Raw genomic sequence first — 18,952 nt, 5'->3', positions numbered from 1 at the left:
TTACCAGCCCCGGGTGGGCGCGGCCCGCGGCCCGTCGAGGCCGGCGACCTCGATCAGGTACGGGTTGCTCGCCCGCTCGCGGCCGATGCTGGTCGCGGGGCCGTGGCCGGGCAGCACGACGGTGTCGTCGGCGAGCGGGAGGACCTTCTCCCGCAGGCTCGTCACCATGGTCGGCAGGCTGCCGCCCGGCAGGTCGGTGCGGCCGATCGACCCGGCGAAGAGCACGTCGCCCGCCAGGCAGATCTGCTCCGCCGCCCACTCCACGCCGGGTGGAAGGGGCAGGTCGGACCGGACGGCCGGGCCCACGCCCGGCAGCCGGAACAGCACCGACCCGCCGGTATGGCCCGGGGCGTGGTCGACAGTGATCTCCAACCCGGCCAGGGCCAGGGTCGCGCCGTCGGTCAGCTCGGCGACGTCCTCCGGCTCGGCGTAGGGCAGCCGCCCTCTGAAGAGCTGGGTCAGGTCCATCGAGAGCGCCTTGGCCGGGTCGGCGAGGAGCTCGCGGTCGCCCGGGTGCACGTACGCGGGAATCCCCCGGGCGCCGCAGACCGGCGCGACCGAGAAGGTGTGGTCGAGATGACCATGGGTCAGCAGCACGGCCGCCGGCCGCAGCCGGTGCTCGACGAGCAGCGCGTCGAGCCGGTCCAGCACCCCGATGCCGGGGTCGACGACGACACACTGTTCCCCGGGGGCGGTGGCCAGCACATAGCAGTTGGTGCCGAACGCGTCCGCGGGAAAACCGGCGATTAGCACGTCCGCTCCCTTCCGTCCACCGTCTGAGTAGCGGTTGTCCCTCTGGTGCCAATCACATTTTCACTCCGGGGCCAATCACACGTCGGCCCCACCATATCGGGCGCCGCGCGCGGCCGGCCTCCGCTGTGCACCCGCCCCGACCGGCGTCGGGAGACACAGTGATAATCTCCGATTGCTTCCGGGTGACCTCGTACAACACATTCCCAGCCAGTACCCGTACACTCTGGCGGGCGTGTGGCGTGGCGCACTCGACGCCGGAGCGGCCCGTCGTGCCGTCGGCCAGGACGCCCACCGGCACGGCGCGCATGGGCAGGACGACGACCAGGGGCAGATGAAAGGGGAGCGCGGGTGGCTTCCAGCAGGGACCGGCAGCGCAAACTCGCGCGGGCCAAGCTCGACCGGCAGATGGCCCGGCGGGCGGCGTCCGCCCGGCGCAAGCGGCAGATCCGGGCCGGCATCGGCTCCGCCGTCGCGCTGCTGCTGATCGTGCTGGGCTCGTTCTGGGCGCTCGGCGGCTTCGACCGCGATCCCGCCGACGACAGCGCCACCCCGGACACCTGCGCTTGGACCAGCCAGGACGCCCAGGCGAACACGAACCTGAAAGATGTCGGCACCCCGCCCACCGACGACGTGCCCACCGAGGGCACCCGGCCGATGACGATCACGACGAACCAGGGCGCCCCGATCACCGTCGAGCTGAACCTGTCGAACGCGCCCTGCGCGGCGGCGAGCTTCGCCCACCTCGCCGGGCAGTCGTTCTTCGACAACACCACATGCCACGAGCTGACCACCGAGGGAGCGCTGCGCTGCGGCGACCCGAGCGGTACCGGGCAGGGCGGGCCGACGTACACCTTCTTCAGCGAGAACGTCCCGGACGCGCCGGCGGCGAGCCCGACCCCGGACCCCTCCGCCAGCGCCAGTCCGGGCACGGAGCCCTCGGCCGACGCCAGCCCCTCCGCCGGCGTGAGCCCGTCCGCCGACTCGCCTGCCGAACCGGCCTACCCCGCCGGCACCGTGGCGATGATGGGGAACCCACCGGGCGCCAACGGCAGCCAGTTCCTGATCTTCTTCAAGGATTTCAGCCCCGCCCAGCCCAGCTATCCCATCGTGGGCCGGGTGACCGCCGGGCTCGACGTGGTCGAGAAAATCGGTGCCATGGAAACCGTGGACAATGGTTCCGGCGTCAAAATCAAGCCGAAGACCGACGTGGTGGTCCAGAGCCTCACGGTCGGTGAACCGGAGGTGCTGCCGCCGCCGGCGACCCCGACCGCGCCGCCGGCCAGCCCGACGGTCGCCGGACAGTCCTGACAACGCAGAGATACCAGCTCAGAGATACCAGCCCAGCCGCGGACCCGGCCGCGCTGCACATAGTCCAGGAGGAGCCACCGTGACGTCCACCAGAGAGCGGCAGCGCGCCGCGGCGCGGGCCAAGCTGGAACGGGAGATGGCCGAGCGCGCCGCCGCCGCCCGCAAGCGCCGGCAGCTGCAGGCGAGCATCGGCGCCGGCGTGGCGTTGCTGCTGGTGGTCGCCGGCACGGTGTGGCTGGTGATGAGCCTGGGCGACGACAACGACAGCTCGACCGAGGCGGGCACCGCCAGCTGCACCTGGACCGACATCCCCGCCGAGCAGCGCAACGAGGCGACCAAGGACGTCGGCGTGCCGCCGACCTCGGTGAAGAACACCGGCAGCCAGACGATGACGATCGACACCAACCTCGGCCCGATCACCGCCAAGGTCAACCTGGGGGACGTGCCCTGCACCGCAGCCAGCTTCACCCACCTGGCTGAGAAGAACTTCTTCGACAACACCAAGTGCCACCGCCTGGTCACCGAGGGGATCCAGGTGCTCCAGTGCGGCGACCCGAGCGTCACCGGCGACACGTGGAAGGAAACCGACGGCACGGGCGGGCCGGCGTACCGCTTCGCCGAGGAAAACCTGCCGACGGAGAAGCGGCCGCCCTACCCGGCCGGGGTGATCGCGATGGCAAACTCCGGACAGCCCGCCAGCACCGGGAGCCAGTTCTTCATCGTCTACGGCGACTCGCAGCTCCCCGCCTCCTACACCGTGCTCGGCACCGTCACCGGCGGGCTGGACCTGGTCGCCCAGGTCGGCGCGGCCGGCGACGATGGCGCCTTCGCCCAGCAGGCCGGTGGCGGCCACCCGAAGAAGGAAGTGGTGATCAGGTCGCTGACCATGAGCGAACCGGTCGGCTGAGCCCCGTACGACGGCAGCGGCGCGCCACCCCGCGAGGGGTTGGCGCGCCGTTTGCGCTGCGCCGTCAGGCGCCCGAGGTCACCCGGTAGGCGTCGAAGACGCCGTCCACCTTGCGGACCGCCGCGAGCAGGTGCCCGAGGTGCTTGGGATCGGCCATCTCGAAACTGAACCGGCTGACCGCCACCCGGTCCCGGGTGGTGGTGACCGTGGCGGAGAGGATGTTGACCCGCTCGTCGGAGAGCACCCGGGTCACGTCGGCGAGCAGCTTGTGCCGGTCGAGCGCCTCGACCTGGATCGCGACCAGGAAGGTGGAGGCCGAGGTGAGCCGCCAGCTCACCTCGACGACCCGCTCGGTCTGCGCCTTGAGGTCCTCGGCGTTCGCGCAGTCGTCCCGGTGCACGCTCACCCCGCCGGAGCGGGTCACGAAGCCGAAGACCGTGTCCGGCGGCACCGGGGTGCAACAGCGGGCGAGCTTGATCCAGACGTCGCTGACGCCCCGGACCACCACGCCCGGGTCGTTACTGTTGCCCCGGCGCTGCGGGCGGGTGGCGACCGCGGTCTCGGCGAGATCCTCGGCGGCACCCTCCTCACCGCCGTAGCCGGCCATCAGCTTCTGCACCACGGACTGCGCGGAGACCTGGCTGTCACCGACCGCCGCGTAGAGCGAGGCGACGTCGGCCAGGTGCAGATCCCGGGCGATGGTCATCAGGTTGTCCGTGCTCAACATCCGCTGCAACGGCATGCCCTGCTTGCGCATCGCCTTGACGATCGCGTCCTTGCCGGCCTCGATCGCCTCCTCGCGCCGCTCCTTGTTGAAGTATTGTCGGATCTTCGTCCGCGCCCGAGGGCTCTTGACGAAGCCCAGCCAGTCCTGGGTCGGCCCGGCCGTGTCGGACTTGGAGGTGAAGATCTCGATCACGTCGCCGTTGGAGAGCGTCGACTCCAGCGGCACCAGCTTGCCGTTCACCCGCGCGCCGATGCACTTGTGCCCGACCTCGGTGTGCACCGCGTACGCGAAGTCCACCGGCGTGGAGGCGGTCGGCAACGGGATCACGTCGCCCTTGGGCGTGAAGACGTAGACCTCCTGGCTGGAGAGGTCGAAGCGGAGCGCGTCGAGGAACTCGCTCGGGTCGGCCGCCTCCCGCTGCCAGTCCAGCAGCTGCCGCAGCCAGGTCATCTCGTCGATGTGTGCCGGCGGCCCGACGACCGTCTCGCCCTTCTTCTCCTTGTACTTCCAGTGCGCGGCGATGCCGAACTCGGCGGTACGGTGCATCGCGTAGGTGCGGATCTGCATCTCGACCGGCTTGCCGGAAGGTCCGATCACCGTGGTGTGCAGCGACTGGTACATGTTGAACTTCGGCATCGCGATGTAGTCCTTGAACCGGCCCGGCACGGGCTGCCAGTTCGCGTGGATCACACCGAGTGCCGCGTAGCAGTCCCGTACCGTGTCGACCAGGATCCGCACGCCGACCAGGTCGTAGATGTCGTTGAAGTCCCGCCCCCGGACGATCATCTTCTGGTAGATCGAGTAGAGGTGCTTGGGCCGGCCCGTGGTCTCCGCCTTGATCTTGGCGGCCCGCAGGTCGTGCTGCACCTTCTCGGTCACCTGCCGCAGCAGTGCCTCACGCTGCGGCTGGTGCTCGCCGATGAGCCGGTTGATCTCCTCGTAGCGCTTCGGGAAGAGGTTGGCGAAGGCCAGATCCTCCAGCTCCCACTTGATGGTGTTCATACCGAGCCGGTGCGCCAGCGGTGCCAGGATCTCCAGCGTCTCCTTGGCCTTCTGCTCCCGCTTCGGTACCGGCAGGAAGGTCAGGGTACGCATGTTGTGCAGCCGGTCGGCCAGCTTGATGACCAGCACCCGGGGGTCCTTGGCCATGGCGACCACCATCTTGCGGATCGTCTCCGCCTTGGCGGCGTCGCCCAGCTTGACCTTGTCCAGCTTGGTGACGCCGTCCACCAGCAGGGAGACCTCGGCGCCGAAGTCGGCACGCATCTGGTCGAGGCCGTAGTCGGTGTCCTCGATGGTGTCGTGCAGCAGCGCGGCGACCAACGTGGTGGTGTCCATGCCGAGGTTGGCCAGGATGGTGGCGACCGCCAGCGGGTGGGTGATGTAGGGGTCGCCGGACTTGCGGTACTGCCCGGAGTGCCACCGGGCGGCCGTGTCGAAGGCGCGTTGCAGCAGCCGGGCATCCGCCTTGGGGTGGGATGCCCGGTGCGTTGCGATCAGCGGCTCCAGCACCTCGCTCACCTGCGGGGTCTGCCAGGGGGCGTTGAACCGGGCCAGCCGGGCCCGGACCCGGCGCCCGGTCGGCGCGTTGGCCAGGGCGAAGCTGGTCGCCGGTGGCTGCGAAACGTCGCTCGCCATCCCGGCGAACTCGGCGGTGGCACCTGGTCCGCGCGCCGCACCCGGGGCAGCCACCGCGCCCGATCCGGGCACCGCACCCGTCGGCCCGGGAGCCGACCCGTTGCCGCCCGCCGGAGCGGCCGAGGGGACACCGTTGCCGCCCGCCGGAACGGCCGGCAGGACACCGCCGCCGGCAGCGGACGCGGCGGCAGGGCCGCCGGGCGAACCGGACGCGGCAGAGCCGCCGGGCGGGCCCGGCGTGGTGTCGGCGGGCGCGGCGTCTCCTCCAGCGGCGACCGGAGCGCGCTCCGCTGCGGCAGCCGTCGACGTCGCCGGCCCCGCGACCGCACCGTGCCGGGCGGATCCGCCGCCCGGGGGCTGGGCACCACCGGCGCTGACTGCGACGTCGGCAGGGGTATCAGCCTTGCTGCTGGGATGCACCATGCCCTCCGCCGGAGGGGCGACATCGTGAGACACCGGCCTCCTCAACACCTCGCCGGGAATTAGCCGACCGTAGCCGGTCGACCCCGTCTCGCGCCAGTTCCGGGCTTGTCCCGGCCCGCCACGAAGGGCAATCGTACCCGCACCGCCGACCCGGTGCCGGTCCTCCGCGGGTACGGCTAGGCTCGGCAGGGACGGCGAGAACTAAACGGTCAACAGGGCATGGACCGGTCGAGGAGCGAGCCGGTCGCGGCCGTTCAGGAAGCTCAGTTCCAGCAGCACGCTGAAGCCGGCGACCGTGCCACCGGCCCGCTCGACGAGATCGAGGGTGGCCTGCGCCGTCCCGCCGGTGGCGAGCACGTCGTCGACCACCAGGACGCGGTGCCCGGCCGTGAAGGCGTCCTGGTGCACCTCCAGGGTCGCCTCGCCGTACTCCAGCGCGTACGACGCGGCGTACGCGGCACGGGGCAGCTTGCCGGCCTTGCGGACCGGCACCACCCCCGCCCCGGTGGCGTACGCGATGGCGGCCGCCACCACGAAGCCGCGCGCCTCGATCCCGACCACCACGTCAAAGGAGTCCCGGCCGTGATAGTCGACGATCCCGTCGATGACGGACCGGAAAACCGCACCGTCGGCGAAGAGCGGCATCAGGTCCTTGAACACGATGCCCGGTTTCGGAAAATCGGGAACGTCCAGCACCCGGCTGGCCACCAGCTGGGCGGTGGCCGGGCCGCTGTCGCCGCGTACCTCGGTCGGGGTCTCCGTCACACTGCGTCCTTTCCCGCGCAGAGGCGCCCGACGCACCGCGCGTGGCGGCTTGTCGGGCGCCTCTGGTCCGTCTCCGTCCGGCTCAGCGCCGCTTGCCACCGGGCCGGTTGCCACCGGAACGGCCGCCCCGGGCGCCGCCGGAGCGCTTGCCCGACGGCCGCGACCCGACCTTCGGCGCGGCGCCCGCCAGGGCACTCGCCCCGCCCGCCGGCACCGGGGTCTCCTCGGCCGCCGACTCCTCCGCCGTTGTCGGGCCGGCCTGCCGGGCCTGGCCGGGCTGCCGGGCCGGGCGGCGCACCGTGGTGCCGTCCCGGCCACCGGCCCGGCGGGCCAGCACCCGCTGGGTGTGCTGGCGGATCCGTGGCTCCCGCTCCTTGAACGTCACCAGCAGTGGGGTGGCGAAGAAGAGCGAGGAGAAGAACGCCGTACCCATACCGACGAAGAGCACCAGACCGAGGTCCTTCAGGGTGCCGGCACCGAGCAGGCCGGCACCGATGAAGAGCAGGCCGCCGACGGGCAGCAGGGCGACGATCGAGGTGTTGATCGACCGCATCAGGGTCTGGTTCAGCGCCAGGTTGGCCGCCTCGGCGTAGGTCTGGGTGCTGCCGCCGGTGATGCCCCGGGTGTTCTCCTGGATCTTGTCGAAGACCACGACGGTGTCGTAGAGGGCGAAACCGAGAATGGTCAGGAAGCCGACCACCGTCGAGGGGGTCACCTCGAAGCCGACCGCCGAGTAGATCCCGGCGGTGAGCAGCAGGTCGAGGGCGAGACCGGAGACGGCGGCGAGCGCCATCCGCAGCTCGAACCGGAGCACCAGGTAGCCGGTGACAAGCACCAGGAAGATCACCAGACCGATGAGCGCACGCTCCGTGATCTGGGCACCCCAGGCGGCACTGACCCGGTTGTCGCTGATCTCGTCGGGCTGGATGCCGAGTTCGTTGGCGACCTCGGTGCGGACGTCGGTGGCCTGCTGCTGCTCCAGCGGCGAGGTCCGGAACAGGTAGGTGGCGTCGCCGACCTGCTGGGCGGAGACCACCTCCGCCGGCCCCTCCGGCGTCGACTCGTCGGCGAGCGCGGTGTGCAACGCCTCCTCGGCCCGCTGCATGGTGCCGACGCTGGTCGGCACCTGGAACTCGTTGCCGCCCCGGAACTCGATCCCCAGGGTGAAGCCCTGGACGACGAAGCTCAACACGGTCAGCAGGACCAGACCGCCGGAGATGAGGAACCAGAGTTTCCGGCGGGGGACGATCTGCAGACCGGCTTCGCCGCGGTACAGGCGGCCGGCAAGACCACTCCTGCTCATCTCAGGCCTCCTTCAAGCGGGTCTTGCCGGTCGTCGGCGCGTCGTCTTCGTCCTGGGACTCCAGCGCCCGTCCAAGCCCGCTGACCCGCGGCGACAGGAATGCCGGGGTACGCGCGAACATCGTCATGATCGGATGCCGGAAGAGGAAGACGACCACCAGGTCGAGGACGGTGGCCAGGCCCAGCGCGAAGGCGAAGCCCTGCACCGTGCCGACCGAGACGAGATAGAGCACCACGGCGGCCATGATCGAGATGGCGTTCGCCGAGATGATCGTCCGGCGGGCCCGGGCCCAGGCACGGGGTACCGCGCTGCGCGGGGTGCGCCCCTCCCGGATCTCGTCTTTCAGGCGTTCGAAATAGATGACGAACGAGTCGGCGGCGACACCCAACGACACGATGAAGCCGGCGATCCCGGCCAGGGTCAGGGTGAAACCGATCTGCCGGCCGAGCAGCACCAGCGCGCCGAAGACCAGCACGGCCGAGAGGACCAGGCTCAGGAAGATCACCGAGCCGAGCAGCCGGTAGTAGAAGAACGCGTAGATGATCACGAGCAGCATGCCGATACCGGCGGCGAGCAGGCCGGCCCGCAGGTGCTCGGTGCCGAGCGTGGCGGTGATGTTCTGCGCCTCCTGGGGCTCGAAGGTCAGCGGCAGGGCACCGTAGCGGAGCTGGCTGGCCAGCTCGTTGGCGGAAGCCTGGGTGAAACTGCCGGTGATCTGCGAGTCGCCGGTCAGCACGCCCTGGATCTCGGGCGAGGAGATGATCTGGTTGTCCAGCACCACGGCCACCCGGCACCGGCCCTCGTCGCCCAGGGCCGCCTGGTCGCACTGGCTGTCGGTGTTGTTGTACGCCTCGCGGGTCAGGTTGGTCCACTTGCTCTGACCGTCGCCGGTGAAGTCCAGGCTGACCACCCACTGGCTGGTGGTCTGGTCGAGCACCCCGCTGGCGTCGTCGACGTCGGTCCCCTCCACCTTGGCCACGTCGAGCAGGTTCTTCACCTGGCCGCCCTCGCAGGCGACCACCTGCTGTGACGAGTCCTTGATCGAGCCGGGTGCTCGCTGGTCGAGCTTCTCGCAGGTGATGGTCGGGACGTTGAACTGGATGTTCGCCGGCAGGACCCGGACCTCCTGCGGAGTCAGCGCGGCGAAGGGCTCGAGCTTCTCGGCCAGCGCCGGGTCGGCGCTGTAGTCAGCCGGTGCCTGGAGCGCGCTCGCGGCGGCCCAGGCCTCCGGGCCGACCTTCTGCTCCACCGCCGCCCGCAGAGCCTCCAGGCTCTGGTCGGCAGGAGCGGCGCTGGGAGTGGCGCTCGGCGCGGGGGAGGCGCCACCGGTCGCGCTCGGCGTCGGAGCCGGCGCCCCACCGCCCTGGCCGCCGCCGGGCGACGACGTCACCCCCGCCGAGGGGTTGGCGCTGGCCGACGGATCGGGACTGGCGGACGGATTGGGGCTGCCGGACGGGGCAGGGCTGCCCGACGGGGTGGCCCCGGGCGACGGCTGGGTGTTGACCGGGCCGCCACCGTCGGCGGTCTTGAGCACCTTGCGGAAGCGCAGCTCGGCCGGGGTGCCGACATCGTTGAGATCGGCGTTCTGCCCCGGCACCGAGATCACGATGTTCCGGTTGCCCTCGGTGACCACCTCGGCCTCGGCGACACCCCGGCCGTCCACCCGGGCCTGGATGATCTCCCGGGCCTCCTCCAGCGAACTGGCCGGTGGCACCTCGCCCGCCTCGGTCGCCGCTTCCAGGGTCATCCGGGTGCCGCCGATGAGATCCAGCCCGAGCTTCGGCTCGAGCCGGTCGGACCAGCTTCCCTTGGCCCCGGCGGCGAAGAACACCAGGAGATAGAGGACGGTGAAGATCAACCCGAGTACGGCCAACTGCCGCCCGGGTCGCATCTGTCCCTGAGGTGGTGCCACGGCTTTCCTGTCTCCCTGCGCGGTTCGGCCGCTAGTGGTGGGCGGCGGGTCGGGCGCCGGCGGAGTCCGGCGACATGCGTACCGCACCGGTGGGGTTCCACCGGCTCGTCAATCTATTATGTTCGATGCCAACCCGGCCCCCTCGGGCGGGTCGGTCACTCCTTGGCGTCGGCCTCCTCCGGCACGGACTCGATGCGCTCCGCGGTCTTGACGACCCGGGCGATCGCCGGCCGCGCATACCGGGTCTGCACGCCGGGCGCCACCTCGAGCATGACGGTCTCGTCGTCCACGCCGGTGACGGTGCCGTAGAGCCCGCCGATGGTGACCACCTCGTCGCCCGCACCGATGGCGGCCTGCATCTGCTCGGCCTCCCGGCGCCGCTTCTGCTGCGGCCGGATCATCATGAAGTACATGACGGCGAAGAGCAGGACAATCATGAGGAGCGGCATGAAGCTGCTGGCTCCGCCACCGCCGCCCGTTGCTGCCAAAGGCACTGTTACGACCTTCCGATCGGCCTCGTCACGGCAGGCGATCGCCGGAGCGGAGGCAGGAACTCACGTCCTGTACAAACGCGGCGAGTCTAGTCGCTGCACCTGAGAATCACCGAATGAGGTACGGATCACGAACGGGTCACACATCCGGCGATCCCGCGGAGAAGAGGTCGGGCGCCCGCGACCCGCTCGCGCCAAATGTACCATTAGGGGGCGTACGTCCCAGGTGTCGCCAAGCGGCCTCAGTGGCCACCCGCCCCCGGGGCGTACGGGCGAGCAGCCCGGCCCGGACCAGGAAAGGCTCGCAGACCTCCTCGACCGTGTCCGGCTGCTCCCCCACCGCCACCGCCAGGGTCGACAACCCCACCGGCCCGCCCCGGAACGAGTCGACCAGGGCGGTCAGCACCGCCCGGTCCAGTCGGTCCAGGCCCAGCTCGTCCACGTCGTAGACGCGCAGCGCCGCCCGGGCGGTCTCCCGGGTCACCGTGCCGTCCGCCCGCACCTCGGCGTAGTCCCGCACCCGGCGGAGCAGCCGGTTGGCGATCCGGGGCGTGCCCCGGGACCGGCCGGCGATCTCCGCCGAGCCCTCCTCGCTGATCGGCACCCCGAGGATCCGCGCCGAGCGCTGCAACAGCACGTCCAGCTCGGCCGGGGAGTAGAAGTCCAGGTGCGCCACGAAGCCGAACCGGTCCCGCATCGGGCCGGTGAGCAGCCCGGACCGGGTGGTCGCGCCGACCAGGGTGAAGGGCTCCACGTCCAGCGGGATGGCCGTGGCGCCCGGCCCCTTCCCCACCACCACGTCGACCCGGAAGTCCTCCATCGCGCTGTAGAGCAGTTCCTCCGCCGGCCGGGCGATCCGGTGGATCTCGTCGATGAAGAGCACGTCGCCCTCGGCCAGGCTGGTCAGGATCGCGGCGAGATCACCGGAGCGCTCGATCGCCGGGCCGCTGGTCACCCGGATCCCGGTGCCCAGCTCGGCGGCGACGATGTTCGCCAGGGTCGTCTTACCGAGGCCCGGCGGGCCGGAGAGCAGGATGTGGTCGGGCGGGGCGCCCCGGCCCATCGCGCCGCGCAGCAGCAGGTCGAGCTGGTCGCGCACCCGGTGCTGGGCGATGAAGTCGGCGAGCCGCTTCGGGCGTACGGTCACCTCCGCGTCCCGCTCGGCGTCGCTGGCGTACGCCGAGACCAGCCCCTCGTGCTCGGTCACCGGGTCCTGCCCAGCAGCCGGATCGCCTGCTTGAGCAGCACCGGCACCGGCGGGACCTCATCGTCGACGGTCTCGGCGACCGCCGCCACCGCCTGCTCGGCCTGGGCCGCCGTCCAGCCGAGCCCGGTCAGGGCCTGCCGCACCTGCTCCGGCCACGCGCCACCGGTGACCCCGGCCGCGCCGTCGGGACCGACCGGCACCGGACCGATCCGGTCACGCAGCTCCAGCACCAGGCGCTCGGCGCCCTTCTTGCCGATCCCCGGCACCCGGGTCAGGGTGCCGGTGTCACCACTCGCGATCGCCTTGCGCACCACATCCGGCGAATGCACGGCGAGAACCGCCTGGGCGAGCCGCGGGCCGACCCCGCTGGCGGTCTGCAGCAGCTCGAAGAGCTGCTTGGCGTCGTCGTCGGCGAAGCCGTAGAGGGTCAGCGAGTCCTCCCGGACGACCAGGCTGGTGGCGAGCCGGGCGGTCGCGCCGACCCGCAGCCCGGCCAGGGTGCCCGGCGCGCAGTGCACGGCGAGCCCGACCCCGCCCACCTCGATCACCGCGCTCTCCGGGGAGAGCCCGGCGACCACACCCCGGACACTGGCGATCATCACGTGCCTCCCTGTCGCTTCGACCCCGGCCGTCCCGCCCGGCGGGCGCCGTCGGGGCGGGCCGCCGGCAGCCGGGCCGCCGCCCGCTGCCGGACCGCGCCGGCCGCTGCCGCCGCCAGCCGGGCCCGGGTGCCACCGCGCCAGATGTGGCAGATCGCCAGCGCGAGCGCGTCGGCGGCGTCCGCCGGCCGGGGGGGCTCGGCGAGCCGCAGCAGCCGGGTCACCATCGACATCATCTGTGCCTTGTCGGCCTGGCCGGAACCGGTGACCGCCGCCTTCACCTCGCTCGGCGTGTAGGTCTGGACCGGCAGCCCGGCCCGGGCCCCGGCCAGCACGGCGATCGCGCTCGCCTGTGCGGTGCCCATCACCGTCCGGACGTTGTGCTGGCTGAAGACCCGTTCCACCGCGACGCTGCGCGGCCGGTGCTCGGCGACCAGCCGGGTCAGCTCGGTGTCCAAATGCAGCAGGCGCAGCGGCAGCTCGTCGGCGGGATCGGTGTAGATCACGTAGTAGGCGACCAGGCTGCAGGGCCGGCCCGGCACCCCCTCGACCACGCCTACCCCGCACCGGGTCAGCCCCGGGTCGACGCCCAGCACCCGCACGCCGCCCCCTCCCCGTGCCGCAGCACGTACGTGTGTTCGACACCCTACTGGCCTGCCCCGACGCGGGAAACGCCGACACGCCCGCCGGCGATCATCACGGCCGGCGATCATCACAGCCGCCGGCCGTCAATCCCGGAGCCGCGGAAGCGCCACATAGCCCGTCGCCGGAGTGTGTGGTCGGCAGCCATGTGCCGCCGCCCGGTCGGCTCGTACCTTTTTCGGCCATGACGGTAGAACCCGGCCGGGACGACCACGCCACCCACCGGACGCGGCAGAACGCCACCTCGCAGGTCGTCCGGCTCGACCTGGCGGGACGGACCGCGCTGGTCACCGGGGGCGGCAGCGGGATCGGCCGGGCCTGTGCGGTGCGGCTGGCGGCGGCCGGGGCGAAGGTGACGGTGGTCGACCGGGACGCCGACCGGGCCGAGGAGGTCGCCGCGCAGATCGGCGGTGAGGCGGTCGGGCTGGACCTGGCCGCCCCGGACGCGGCGGAGCGGATCGACCCGGCCCTGGACATCGTGGTCAACAACGCCGGCCTGCAACACGTGGCACCGCTCGACGAGTTCCCGCCGGAGCGCTTCGACTACCTGCATCGGGTGATGGTGACGGCCCCCTTCCTGATCGTCCGGCGCGCGCTGCCACACATGTACGCCCACGGCTGGGGCCGGATCGTCAACATCTCATCGGTGCACGGGCTGCGTGCCTCCCCGTTCAAGGCGGCGTACGTCTCGGCGAAGCACGCCCTGGAGGGGCTCTCCAAGGTCGTGGCGCTGGAGGGCGCGGCGCACGGGGTGACCGCGAACTGCGTCAACCCGGCGTACGTGCGTACCCGGCTGGTCGAGGACCAGGTCTCCGCGCAGGCGGCGGCGCACGGCATCGCCGAGAGCGAGGTGATCGAGCGGATCATGCTGGCCCGGGCGGCGATCAAGCGGCTGATCGAGCCGGAGGAGGTGGCGGAACTGCTCGCCTACCTCTGCTCCCCCGCCGCAGACTTCATCACCGGCGCCGCCATCCCGCTCGACGGAGGCTGGACGGCAAACTGAGAGCCGGACGGCGCAGTGCAGGGCCGGACGGCGCAGTGCAGGGCCGGACGGCGCAGTGCAGGGCCGGACGGCGCAGTGCAGGCCCGGACGGCGAGCTGAGGGAGGCGTCGGCGCAGAATGGAGCCCGTGTCGTCGCCGATCGAGTTCCTGGAACTGCTGGTCAGGGAGGCCGCCCCGGTCGAGTTCGAGGGGCCGCTGGTGACCGCCCGGGCGGCCGGACTCCCCGCCGACCGGCTCGCCGAGCTCGAGGCGGCGAAGGTGGTGGCGCTGCGGGTACGCGCCCTGTTGGAGCGGCGCCGGCGCCGCGAGGCGGAACTCTCCGGCCTCTACGACAGCGCCAGCGACCTCGCCGGGCTGCGGGACTCCGACGCCGTACTCCGGGCGATCGTGCACCGGGCCCGGCACCTGCTCGGCACCGACGTGGCGTACATGACGCTTGTCGACGACGAGCGGGGCGACACCTACATGCGGGTGACGGACGGTTCGATCTCGGCCCGGTTCCAGAAGCTGCGGCTGCCGATGGGTGCCGGCCTCGGCGGCCTGGTCGCCCAGACCGGCAGCCCGTACGCGACCGCGAACTATCCGGAGGACGAGCGCTTCCACCACACCGGTGAGATCGACGCCGGGGTCGGCGAGGAGGGGCTGGTCGCCATCCTCGGGGTGCCGCTGCGGCTCGGCTCCCGGGTGATCGGGGTGCTCTACGCGGCCAACCGGTCGGCCCGGCCCTTCGCCCGCGAGGAGGTGTCGCTGCTGCTCTCCCTCGCGGCGCACGCGGCGGTGGCGATCGACACCGCGCGGCTGCTCGCCGAGACCCGGGCCGCGCTGGCGGAGCTCTCGGCGGCGAACGCGACGATCCGGGCGCACAGTGCCTCGGTGGAGCGGGCCGCCGCCGCGCACGACCGGATGACCTCGCTGGTGTTGCGCGGCGGCGGGGTCGAGGACGTCGCGACGGCGGTGACCGAGGTGCTCGGCGGCGCGCTGCTGGCGCTGGACGCCGAGGGGCGGACGCTCGCCCGGGTCGGCGAGATCGGCGAGCCGGAGCGGGGCGAGCTGGACGAGGCGGTGGTGGCGTCGCGCACCGAGGGGCGCAGCGTGCGCCGGGGCGGCCTCTGGTACGCCGCCGTGGTCGCCGGCGCCGAGAACCTCGGCGCCCTGGTCTCCCGCCCCGACGAGGAGCTGGTCGACGCGGACCAGCGGATCCTGGAGCGCGCGGCCCTGGTGACCGCGCTGCTACTACTCTTCCGGCAGAGCGTCGCCGAGGCGGAGGGGCGGGTACGGGGCGAGCTGCTCGACGACCTTATCGCCCGGCCGGTGCTCGACGCCGCCGCGCTGCGCGCCCGGGCCCGCCGGCTCGGAGTGGACCTGGACGCGCCGCACGTGCTGGTCGCGGTCGGCGACGACGCGATGGCCGGCAGCACCTCGGTACGGCAGCGGGTCACCTCGTGGGCCAGCACGTACGCCTCGACCCTGGGTGGTCTGGCGGCGGCCCGGGACGGCCGGGCCGTGCTGATGCTCCCCGGCGGTGACGCCGGCTCGGCGGCCCGGACCGTGGTCCGGGACCTGGCCCGGGTGCTGGGCCGGCCGGTCACCGCCGGGGCGGGCGGGCCGGCAGCCGGCCCCGCCTCGCTGGCCGGGGCGGCCCGGGAGGCGGACCGCTGCCTGACCGCGCTGCGCGCGCTGGGCCGGGCCGGCGAGGGGGCCAGCAGTGCCGAGCTCGGCTTCGTCGGGCTGCTGCTCGGCGCGGTGGAGGAGGGTGGCGACCGGGAGGTGGCCAGGTTCCTCGTCGACACGGTCGGTCCGGTGGTCGACTACGACGCCCGTCGGGGCACTGCGCTGGTGAAGACGCTGGAGGCGTACTTCGGGGTCGGTGGCAGTTTGGCCCGGGCGGCGGAGGTGCTGCACGTGCACGTGAACACGGTGACCCAGCGGCTGGACCGGGTGGGGCAGCTACTCGGACCGGAGTGGCAGCGGCCAGAGCGCGCCCTGGAGGTGCAACTCGCCCTGCGCCTGCACCGCCTGCGCGGCCGGGTGTAAGAGTGTGAGGAAGGGCCCCCGCATATCGTTTTCTGTTGTAGCGGGGGCCCTTCCTTACACCTTGGCTATGCCGGTGATGACCGCGTCGACGACGCGCGCGGGCAGGTCCCGCTCGTCCAGGTCGGGCTGGGCGCGGAGCAACCGTTGCGTCAGCAGCGGCGCGGTCAGTAGCGCCAGGGTCAGCTCGACGTCGAGGTCGGCCCGGAGTTCGCCGAGCGCGATGCCCCGGCGCAGCACCTCGCGGATCATCCGCCGCCGCGGCTCGACCAGCTCCTGGTAGAGCCGGTACTGCTCCGGACTGCGGCTGATCGCCGGCATCAGGCAGGGCATGATCTTGCCTGCCCGGGGATCCGGGTTGTGCCCGGTGTTGCCGACCAGCGCGACCAGGTCCTCCCGGACCGATCGGCCGGGCGGTGGCGGCGGTGGCGGCTTCAGCCGGCGCAGGGCATCCTGGATCAGCGCCTCCTTGCCGGACCAGCGTCGGTAGATGGTCGCCTTGCCGACACCGGCCCGCGCGGCGATCGCCTCGATGGAGAGCGTCTCGATGCTGCCGTCCTCGGCGAGCAGGTCGAGCGCGGCCTCCAGGATCGCCTCGTCCGCGCGGAGGCTCCGCGGGCGTCCCGGCGCCCGCGGAGCGTCCATCGTTTCCGTCACGTTAACCATTGTCCCCGGTCGCTCAGGCGGCGACCAGTTCGGGATCGGTCGCCGGCTCCGGCGGCAGCACCTGCTCCTCGGCCGAGCGGCCGGGCAGCCAGCGGAGCACCACCAGGATGCCGAGGGCGGCGATCACCGCCGACAGCCCGGCGGCCCAGTGCATGGCCGAGACGAAGGCGTCGTTGGCCGCACCGGTCACCGCCGCACCGGCCGGGCCGAGCCGCTCCGCGACCGCGTACGCCCCGGAGACCGACTCGGAGGCCGCGTCCCGGATCGGCGCGGGCAGCGCGCTTGCCGCCGGCCCGATCTGGTCCCGGTAGACGCCGGAGAGCACCGAGCCGAGCACCGCGACGCCGAGCGCGCCGGCCACCTGGCGGACCGTGTTGCTGACCGCCGAACCGACCCCCGCCTTCTCCCGGGGCAGCGCCGACATGATCGACTCGGTCGCCGGCGGCATGATGTTGGCCATCCCGACGCCCTGGACGAAGAAGATCGCCGCGATGATCCAGATCGGCGTCGTCGCGGTGGCGAAGGCGAACGCCACAAGCGCCGCCGAGGTCAGCGCCAGTCCGGTCACCGCAACCGCCCGGCCGCCGTACCGCCTGACCATGGTGGCGCTGCGCGGGGCGAATACTAGCTGGGCAGCCGCGAACGGCAGCATCAGCAGGCCGGTCTCCAGCGGGCTGTAGCCGCGCACGAGTTGCAGGTAGAACGAGCTGAAGAACATCACGCCCATTGCGGCGAAGAAGACCAGGCCGATCACCGCGACAGGCGCGGCGAACCGGGGCACCCGGAAGAGCCGTACGTCCAGCGACGGGAACTCGACCCGGCGCTCCCAGGCCACGAAGACCGCCAGCACCGCCAGGCCGCCGACGATCGACGCCCAGACCAGCGGCCGGCCGAAGCCGTGCTCGCCGCCGTCGATGATCCCGTAGGAGAGCGCCACCAGACCGATCACCGAGAGCAGTACGCCGACCACGTCGATCCTGCCGGGCTTGGGGTCCCGCGAGTCCGGCACCAGCAGGGCGACCGCGACCAGCCCGATCAGCACCACCGGCACGTTGATCAGGAAGACGGAACCCCACCAGTAGTTCTCCAGCAGCAGGCCGCCCAGGACCGGGCCGATCGCCACGCCGAGGCCGATCGCACCGGCCCAGACCCCGATGGCGCGACCGCGCTCCCTCGGGTCGAAGACGTTGGAGATGATCGACAGGGTCACCGGCATCACGGCGGCGGCCCCGAAACCCATCAGCGCACGGGCGCCGATCAGCTGGCCGGGGCTCTGCGCGTACGCCGAGAGCAGCGAGGCGAGGCCGAAGATCGCCAGCCCGGCCTGGAGGAACCACTTCCGCCCGTACCTGTCGCCGAGCACGCCGAAGGTGAAGAGCAGCCCGGCGAAGACCAGGGTGTACGAATTGATCGACCACTCCAGCTCGCCCTGGCTGGCGCCGAGCCCGTGCACCGGGTCGGCCAGGGTGCGCAGCGCGACGTTCAGCACCGTGTTGTCCAGCACGATGACGAGGAGGGCGACCACGAGCACGCCGAGAATGGCCCAGCGCCTCGGATGCCCGGTGTTTTCCGTTAACTCCATGCCTTGATGTCCCCCCGAACACCCCGCGTCGCCGACGCGGGCCGGCCAGCGGGGGAAGCTTGTGATGCATCGACCCTAACCAGCCAAGAACCGAAACGATACCGTTCCGTATCGTATTGTGAGCCGGCTCACCCTCGCCCGCCCGGCGGGACGACGGAAACCCGCTCAGTCCGGCTGTGGCCGGTGGATGCCGCAGGTCGCGAGCACAAGGTGAAGCCGCTCCTCGGTCGGATCGGCGAGCGGCGGCACCAACAGGGTGGGGATGCCCGCCGCGACCGCGCCGCCGTCGTAGCCGGAGCGGTCGCCGACCATCAGCGTCGCGCCCGGCTCCACCCCGAGTTCGGCCAGCGCGATCCGGAAGATCGCCGGATCGGGCTTCTGCACGCCATGCTCGTACGAGAGCACGAAGCTCTGCACATACCGGTCCAGTCCGGCCGAGGCGAATACCGGTCGTAGGGCGAAATGAATGTCGCTGAGCACGGCGATCCTGATCCCGCCGCCGGCCAGCCCGGCCAGGGTGGCCGGGACGTCCGGTGCGAACGGGTTCTGCGCCGGATCGGACTCCACCTCGTAGAGTGCCTCGGCGAGTGGACCCGCGATCCCGGCGGCGGCGAAGAGGACGTCGTAGCTGGCCCGGTGCCGCGCGACCGACCGATCCGCCCCGATCTCGGCCCGAGCCACCTCGGGCTGCTCGAACGCCGCCAGCAGGGCCGCCTCGACCCGGCGGATCTCCGCGGGCGGCGCGTCCGCCCCGGCCCGGCGCAGCGAACGCCCGACCCAGTTCCGCAACGGCGGCGTGTAGGCGAGAGTCCCCCGCCAGTCCAGCAACACGGCCTCGATCGACGGCAACTGTCCTCCCCCGCGGCCCCGCCGGCACACCCGGCCTACGCACTCCAGACTCCCACGGCGCGCGGTCCGTCCTCCGGGCGCAGTGGTCCGGGAGCATCCGGCTCTGTCATGACCGCGGAGTTGACCTCAACCGCACGTCAACTGCC

At 72.2% G+C, this 18,952-nt stretch carries 16 protein-coding genes; 4 read left to right on the top strand and 12 right to left on the bottom strand.

Going from position 1 to position 18,952, the window contains the following annotated elements; all coding sequences use genetic code 11:
• Complete coding sequence (locus tag ACN28C_RS17105; RefSeq protein WP_422774426.1) at positions 1 to 753, bottom strand: MBL fold metallo-hydrolase; 753 nt, start codon at positions 751 to 753, stop codon at positions 1 to 3.
• Positions 754 to 1,101: 348 nt separating this feature from the next.
• On the opposite strand from ACN28C_RS17105, the gene ACN28C_RS17100 reads away from it, so the two are divergent.
• Both ACN28C_RS17100 and ACN28C_RS17095 read left to right on the top strand, forming a co-directional pair.
• Entirely contained in the window at positions 1,102 to 2,061 is a 960-nt protein-coding gene (locus ACN28C_RS17100; protein ID WP_422774425.1) for a peptidylprolyl isomerase, read from the top strand.
• A gap of 79 nt (positions 2,062 to 2,140) precedes the next feature.
• Positions 2,141 to 2,968, top strand: a complete 828-nt coding sequence (locus tag ACN28C_RS17095; protein WP_422774424.1) for a peptidylprolyl isomerase — start codon at positions 2,141 to 2,143, stop codon at positions 2,966 to 2,968.
• A gap of 64 nt (positions 2,969 to 3,032) precedes the next feature.
• Here ACN28C_RS17095 and ACN28C_RS17090 read toward each other — a convergent pair whose 3' ends face one another.
• The 8 genes from ACN28C_RS17090 to ruvC all read right to left on the bottom strand — a co-directional run bounded on the left by ACN28C_RS17090 (position 3,033) and on the right by ruvC (position 12,635).
• A complete protein-coding gene (locus ACN28C_RS17090) occupies positions 3,033 to 5,492 on the bottom strand; it encodes a RelA/SpoT family protein (RefSeq protein WP_422774713.1) in 2,460 nt (819 codons plus the stop codon).
• Between the two features lie 465 nt (positions 5,493 to 5,957).
• Positions 5,958 to 6,521, bottom strand: coding sequence for an adenine phosphoribosyltransferase (locus tag ACN28C_RS17085; protein WP_422774423.1), 564 nt, complete (start codon positions 6,519 to 6,521; stop codon positions 5,958 to 5,960).
• An 82-nt stretch (positions 6,522 to 6,603) separates the two neighbouring features.
• Positions 6,604 to 7,824: a protein translocase subunit SecF gene (gene secF / locus ACN28C_RS17080; protein WP_422774422.1), complete on the bottom strand. Its 1,221-nt coding sequence runs from the start codon at positions 7,822 to 7,824 to the stop codon at positions 6,604 to 6,606.
• A 1-nt stretch (position 7,825) separates the two neighbouring features.
• Complete coding sequence (gene secD, locus ACN28C_RS17075) at positions 7,826 to 9,736, bottom strand: protein translocase subunit SecD (protein WP_422774421.1); 1,911 nt, start codon at positions 9,734 to 9,736, stop codon at positions 7,826 to 7,828.
• A gap of 155 nt (positions 9,737 to 9,891) precedes the next feature.
• Positions 9,892 to 10,185 (bottom strand): preprotein translocase subunit YajC, encoded by a 294-nt coding sequence (gene yajC, locus ACN28C_RS17070; RefSeq protein WP_422774420.1) that lies wholly within the window; start codon positions 10,183 to 10,185, stop codon positions 9,892 to 9,894.
• A 181-nt stretch (positions 10,186 to 10,366) separates the two neighbouring features.
• Entirely contained in the window at positions 10,367 to 11,434 is a 1,068-nt protein-coding gene (gene ruvB, locus ACN28C_RS17065) for a Holliday junction branch migration DNA helicase RuvB (RefSeq protein ID WP_422774419.1), read from the bottom strand.
• Complete coding sequence (ruvA, locus tag ACN28C_RS17060; protein ID WP_422774418.1) at positions 11,431 to 12,033, bottom strand: Holliday junction branch migration protein RuvA; 603 nt, start codon at positions 12,031 to 12,033, stop codon at positions 11,431 to 11,433. Before ruvA ends, ruvB begins: the two co-directional genes overlap by 4 nt.
• Entirely contained in the window at positions 12,033 to 12,635 is a 603-nt protein-coding gene (ruvC, locus tag ACN28C_RS17055; protein WP_422774417.1) for a crossover junction endodeoxyribonuclease RuvC, read from the bottom strand. The genes ruvA and ruvC overlap by 1 nt, the downstream gene beginning before the upstream one ends.
• Before the next feature lie 224 nt (positions 12,636 to 12,859).
• On the opposite strand from ruvC, the gene ACN28C_RS17050 reads away from it, so the two are divergent.
• Positions 12,860 to 13,678 carry a 3-hydroxybutyrate dehydrogenase gene (locus ACN28C_RS17050; RefSeq protein ID WP_422774416.1) on the top strand — a complete coding sequence of 273 codons (819 nt, stop codon included), beginning with the start codon at positions 12,860 to 12,862 and terminating at the stop codon, positions 13,676 to 13,678.
• A gap of 117 nt (positions 13,679 to 13,795) precedes the next feature.
• A complete protein-coding gene (locus ACN28C_RS17045; RefSeq protein ID WP_422774415.1) occupies positions 13,796 to 15,712 on the top strand; it encodes a helix-turn-helix domain-containing protein in 1,917 nt (638 codons plus the stop codon).
• Between the two features lie 54 nt (positions 15,713 to 15,766).
• Here the strand turns inward: ACN28C_RS17045 and ACN28C_RS17040 are convergent, their stop codons facing one another.
• The 3 genes from ACN28C_RS17040 to ACN28C_RS17030 form a co-directional block, all read right to left on the bottom strand.
• Positions 15,767 to 16,375 carry a TetR/AcrR family transcriptional regulator gene (locus tag ACN28C_RS17040; RefSeq protein ID WP_422774414.1) on the bottom strand — a complete coding sequence of 203 codons (609 nt, stop codon included), beginning with the start codon at positions 16,373 to 16,375 and terminating at the stop codon, positions 15,767 to 15,769.
• 13 nt (positions 16,376 to 16,388) lie between these two features.
• Positions 16,389 to 17,957: an MFS transporter gene (locus ACN28C_RS17035; protein WP_422774413.1), complete on the bottom strand. Its 1,569-nt coding sequence runs from the start codon at positions 17,955 to 17,957 to the stop codon at positions 16,389 to 16,391.
• 165 nt (positions 17,958 to 18,122) lie between these two features.
• Positions 18,123 to 18,806 (bottom strand): HAD family hydrolase, encoded by a 684-nt coding sequence (locus ACN28C_RS17030; RefSeq protein ID WP_422774412.1) that lies wholly within the window; start codon positions 18,804 to 18,806, stop codon positions 18,123 to 18,125.
• Between the last annotated feature and the right edge of the window lie 146 nt (positions 18,807 to 18,952).

The organism is Plantactinospora sp. WMMC1484, assembly GCF_049315195.1.
In the GTDB taxonomy this organism is placed as follows: Bacteria; Actinomycetota; Actinomycetes; order Mycobacteriales; family Micromonosporaceae; genus Plantactinospora.
Note: the sequence above shows the minus strand (reverse complement) of the source record. Positions and strands in the feature narration are given on the sequence as shown.

What these genes read in the sequence shown, in the direction of transcription:
- ACN28C_RS17045 (WP_422774415.1), top strand. Translation starts at nt 13,796, where the DNA reads ATGGAGCCCGTGTCGTCGCCGATCGAGTTCCTGGAACTGCTGGTCAGG.
- ruvA (WP_422774418.1), bottom strand. Translation starts at nt 12,033, where the DNA reads ATGATCGCCAGTGTCCGGGGTGTGGTCGCCGGGCTCTCCCCGGAGAGC.
- ACN28C_RS17035 (WP_422774413.1), bottom strand. Translation starts at nt 17,957, where the DNA reads ATGGAGTTAACGGAAAACACCGGGCATCCGAGGCGCTGGGCCATTCTC.
- secF (WP_422774422.1), bottom strand. Translation starts at nt 7,824, where the DNA reads ATGAGCAGGAGTGGTCTTGCCGGCCGCCTGTACCGCGGCGAAGCCGGT.
- ACN28C_RS17050 (WP_422774416.1), top strand. Translation starts at nt 12,860, where the DNA reads ATGACGGTAGAACCCGGCCGGGACGACCACGCCACCCACCGGACGCGG.
- yajC (WP_422774420.1), bottom strand. Translation starts at nt 10,185, where the DNA reads ATGCCGCTCCTCATGATTGTCCTGCTCTTCGCCGTCATGTACTTCATG.
- ACN28C_RS17040 (WP_422774414.1), bottom strand. Translation starts at nt 16,375, where the DNA reads ATGGTTAACGTGACGGAAACGATGGACGCTCCGCGGGCGCCGGGACGC.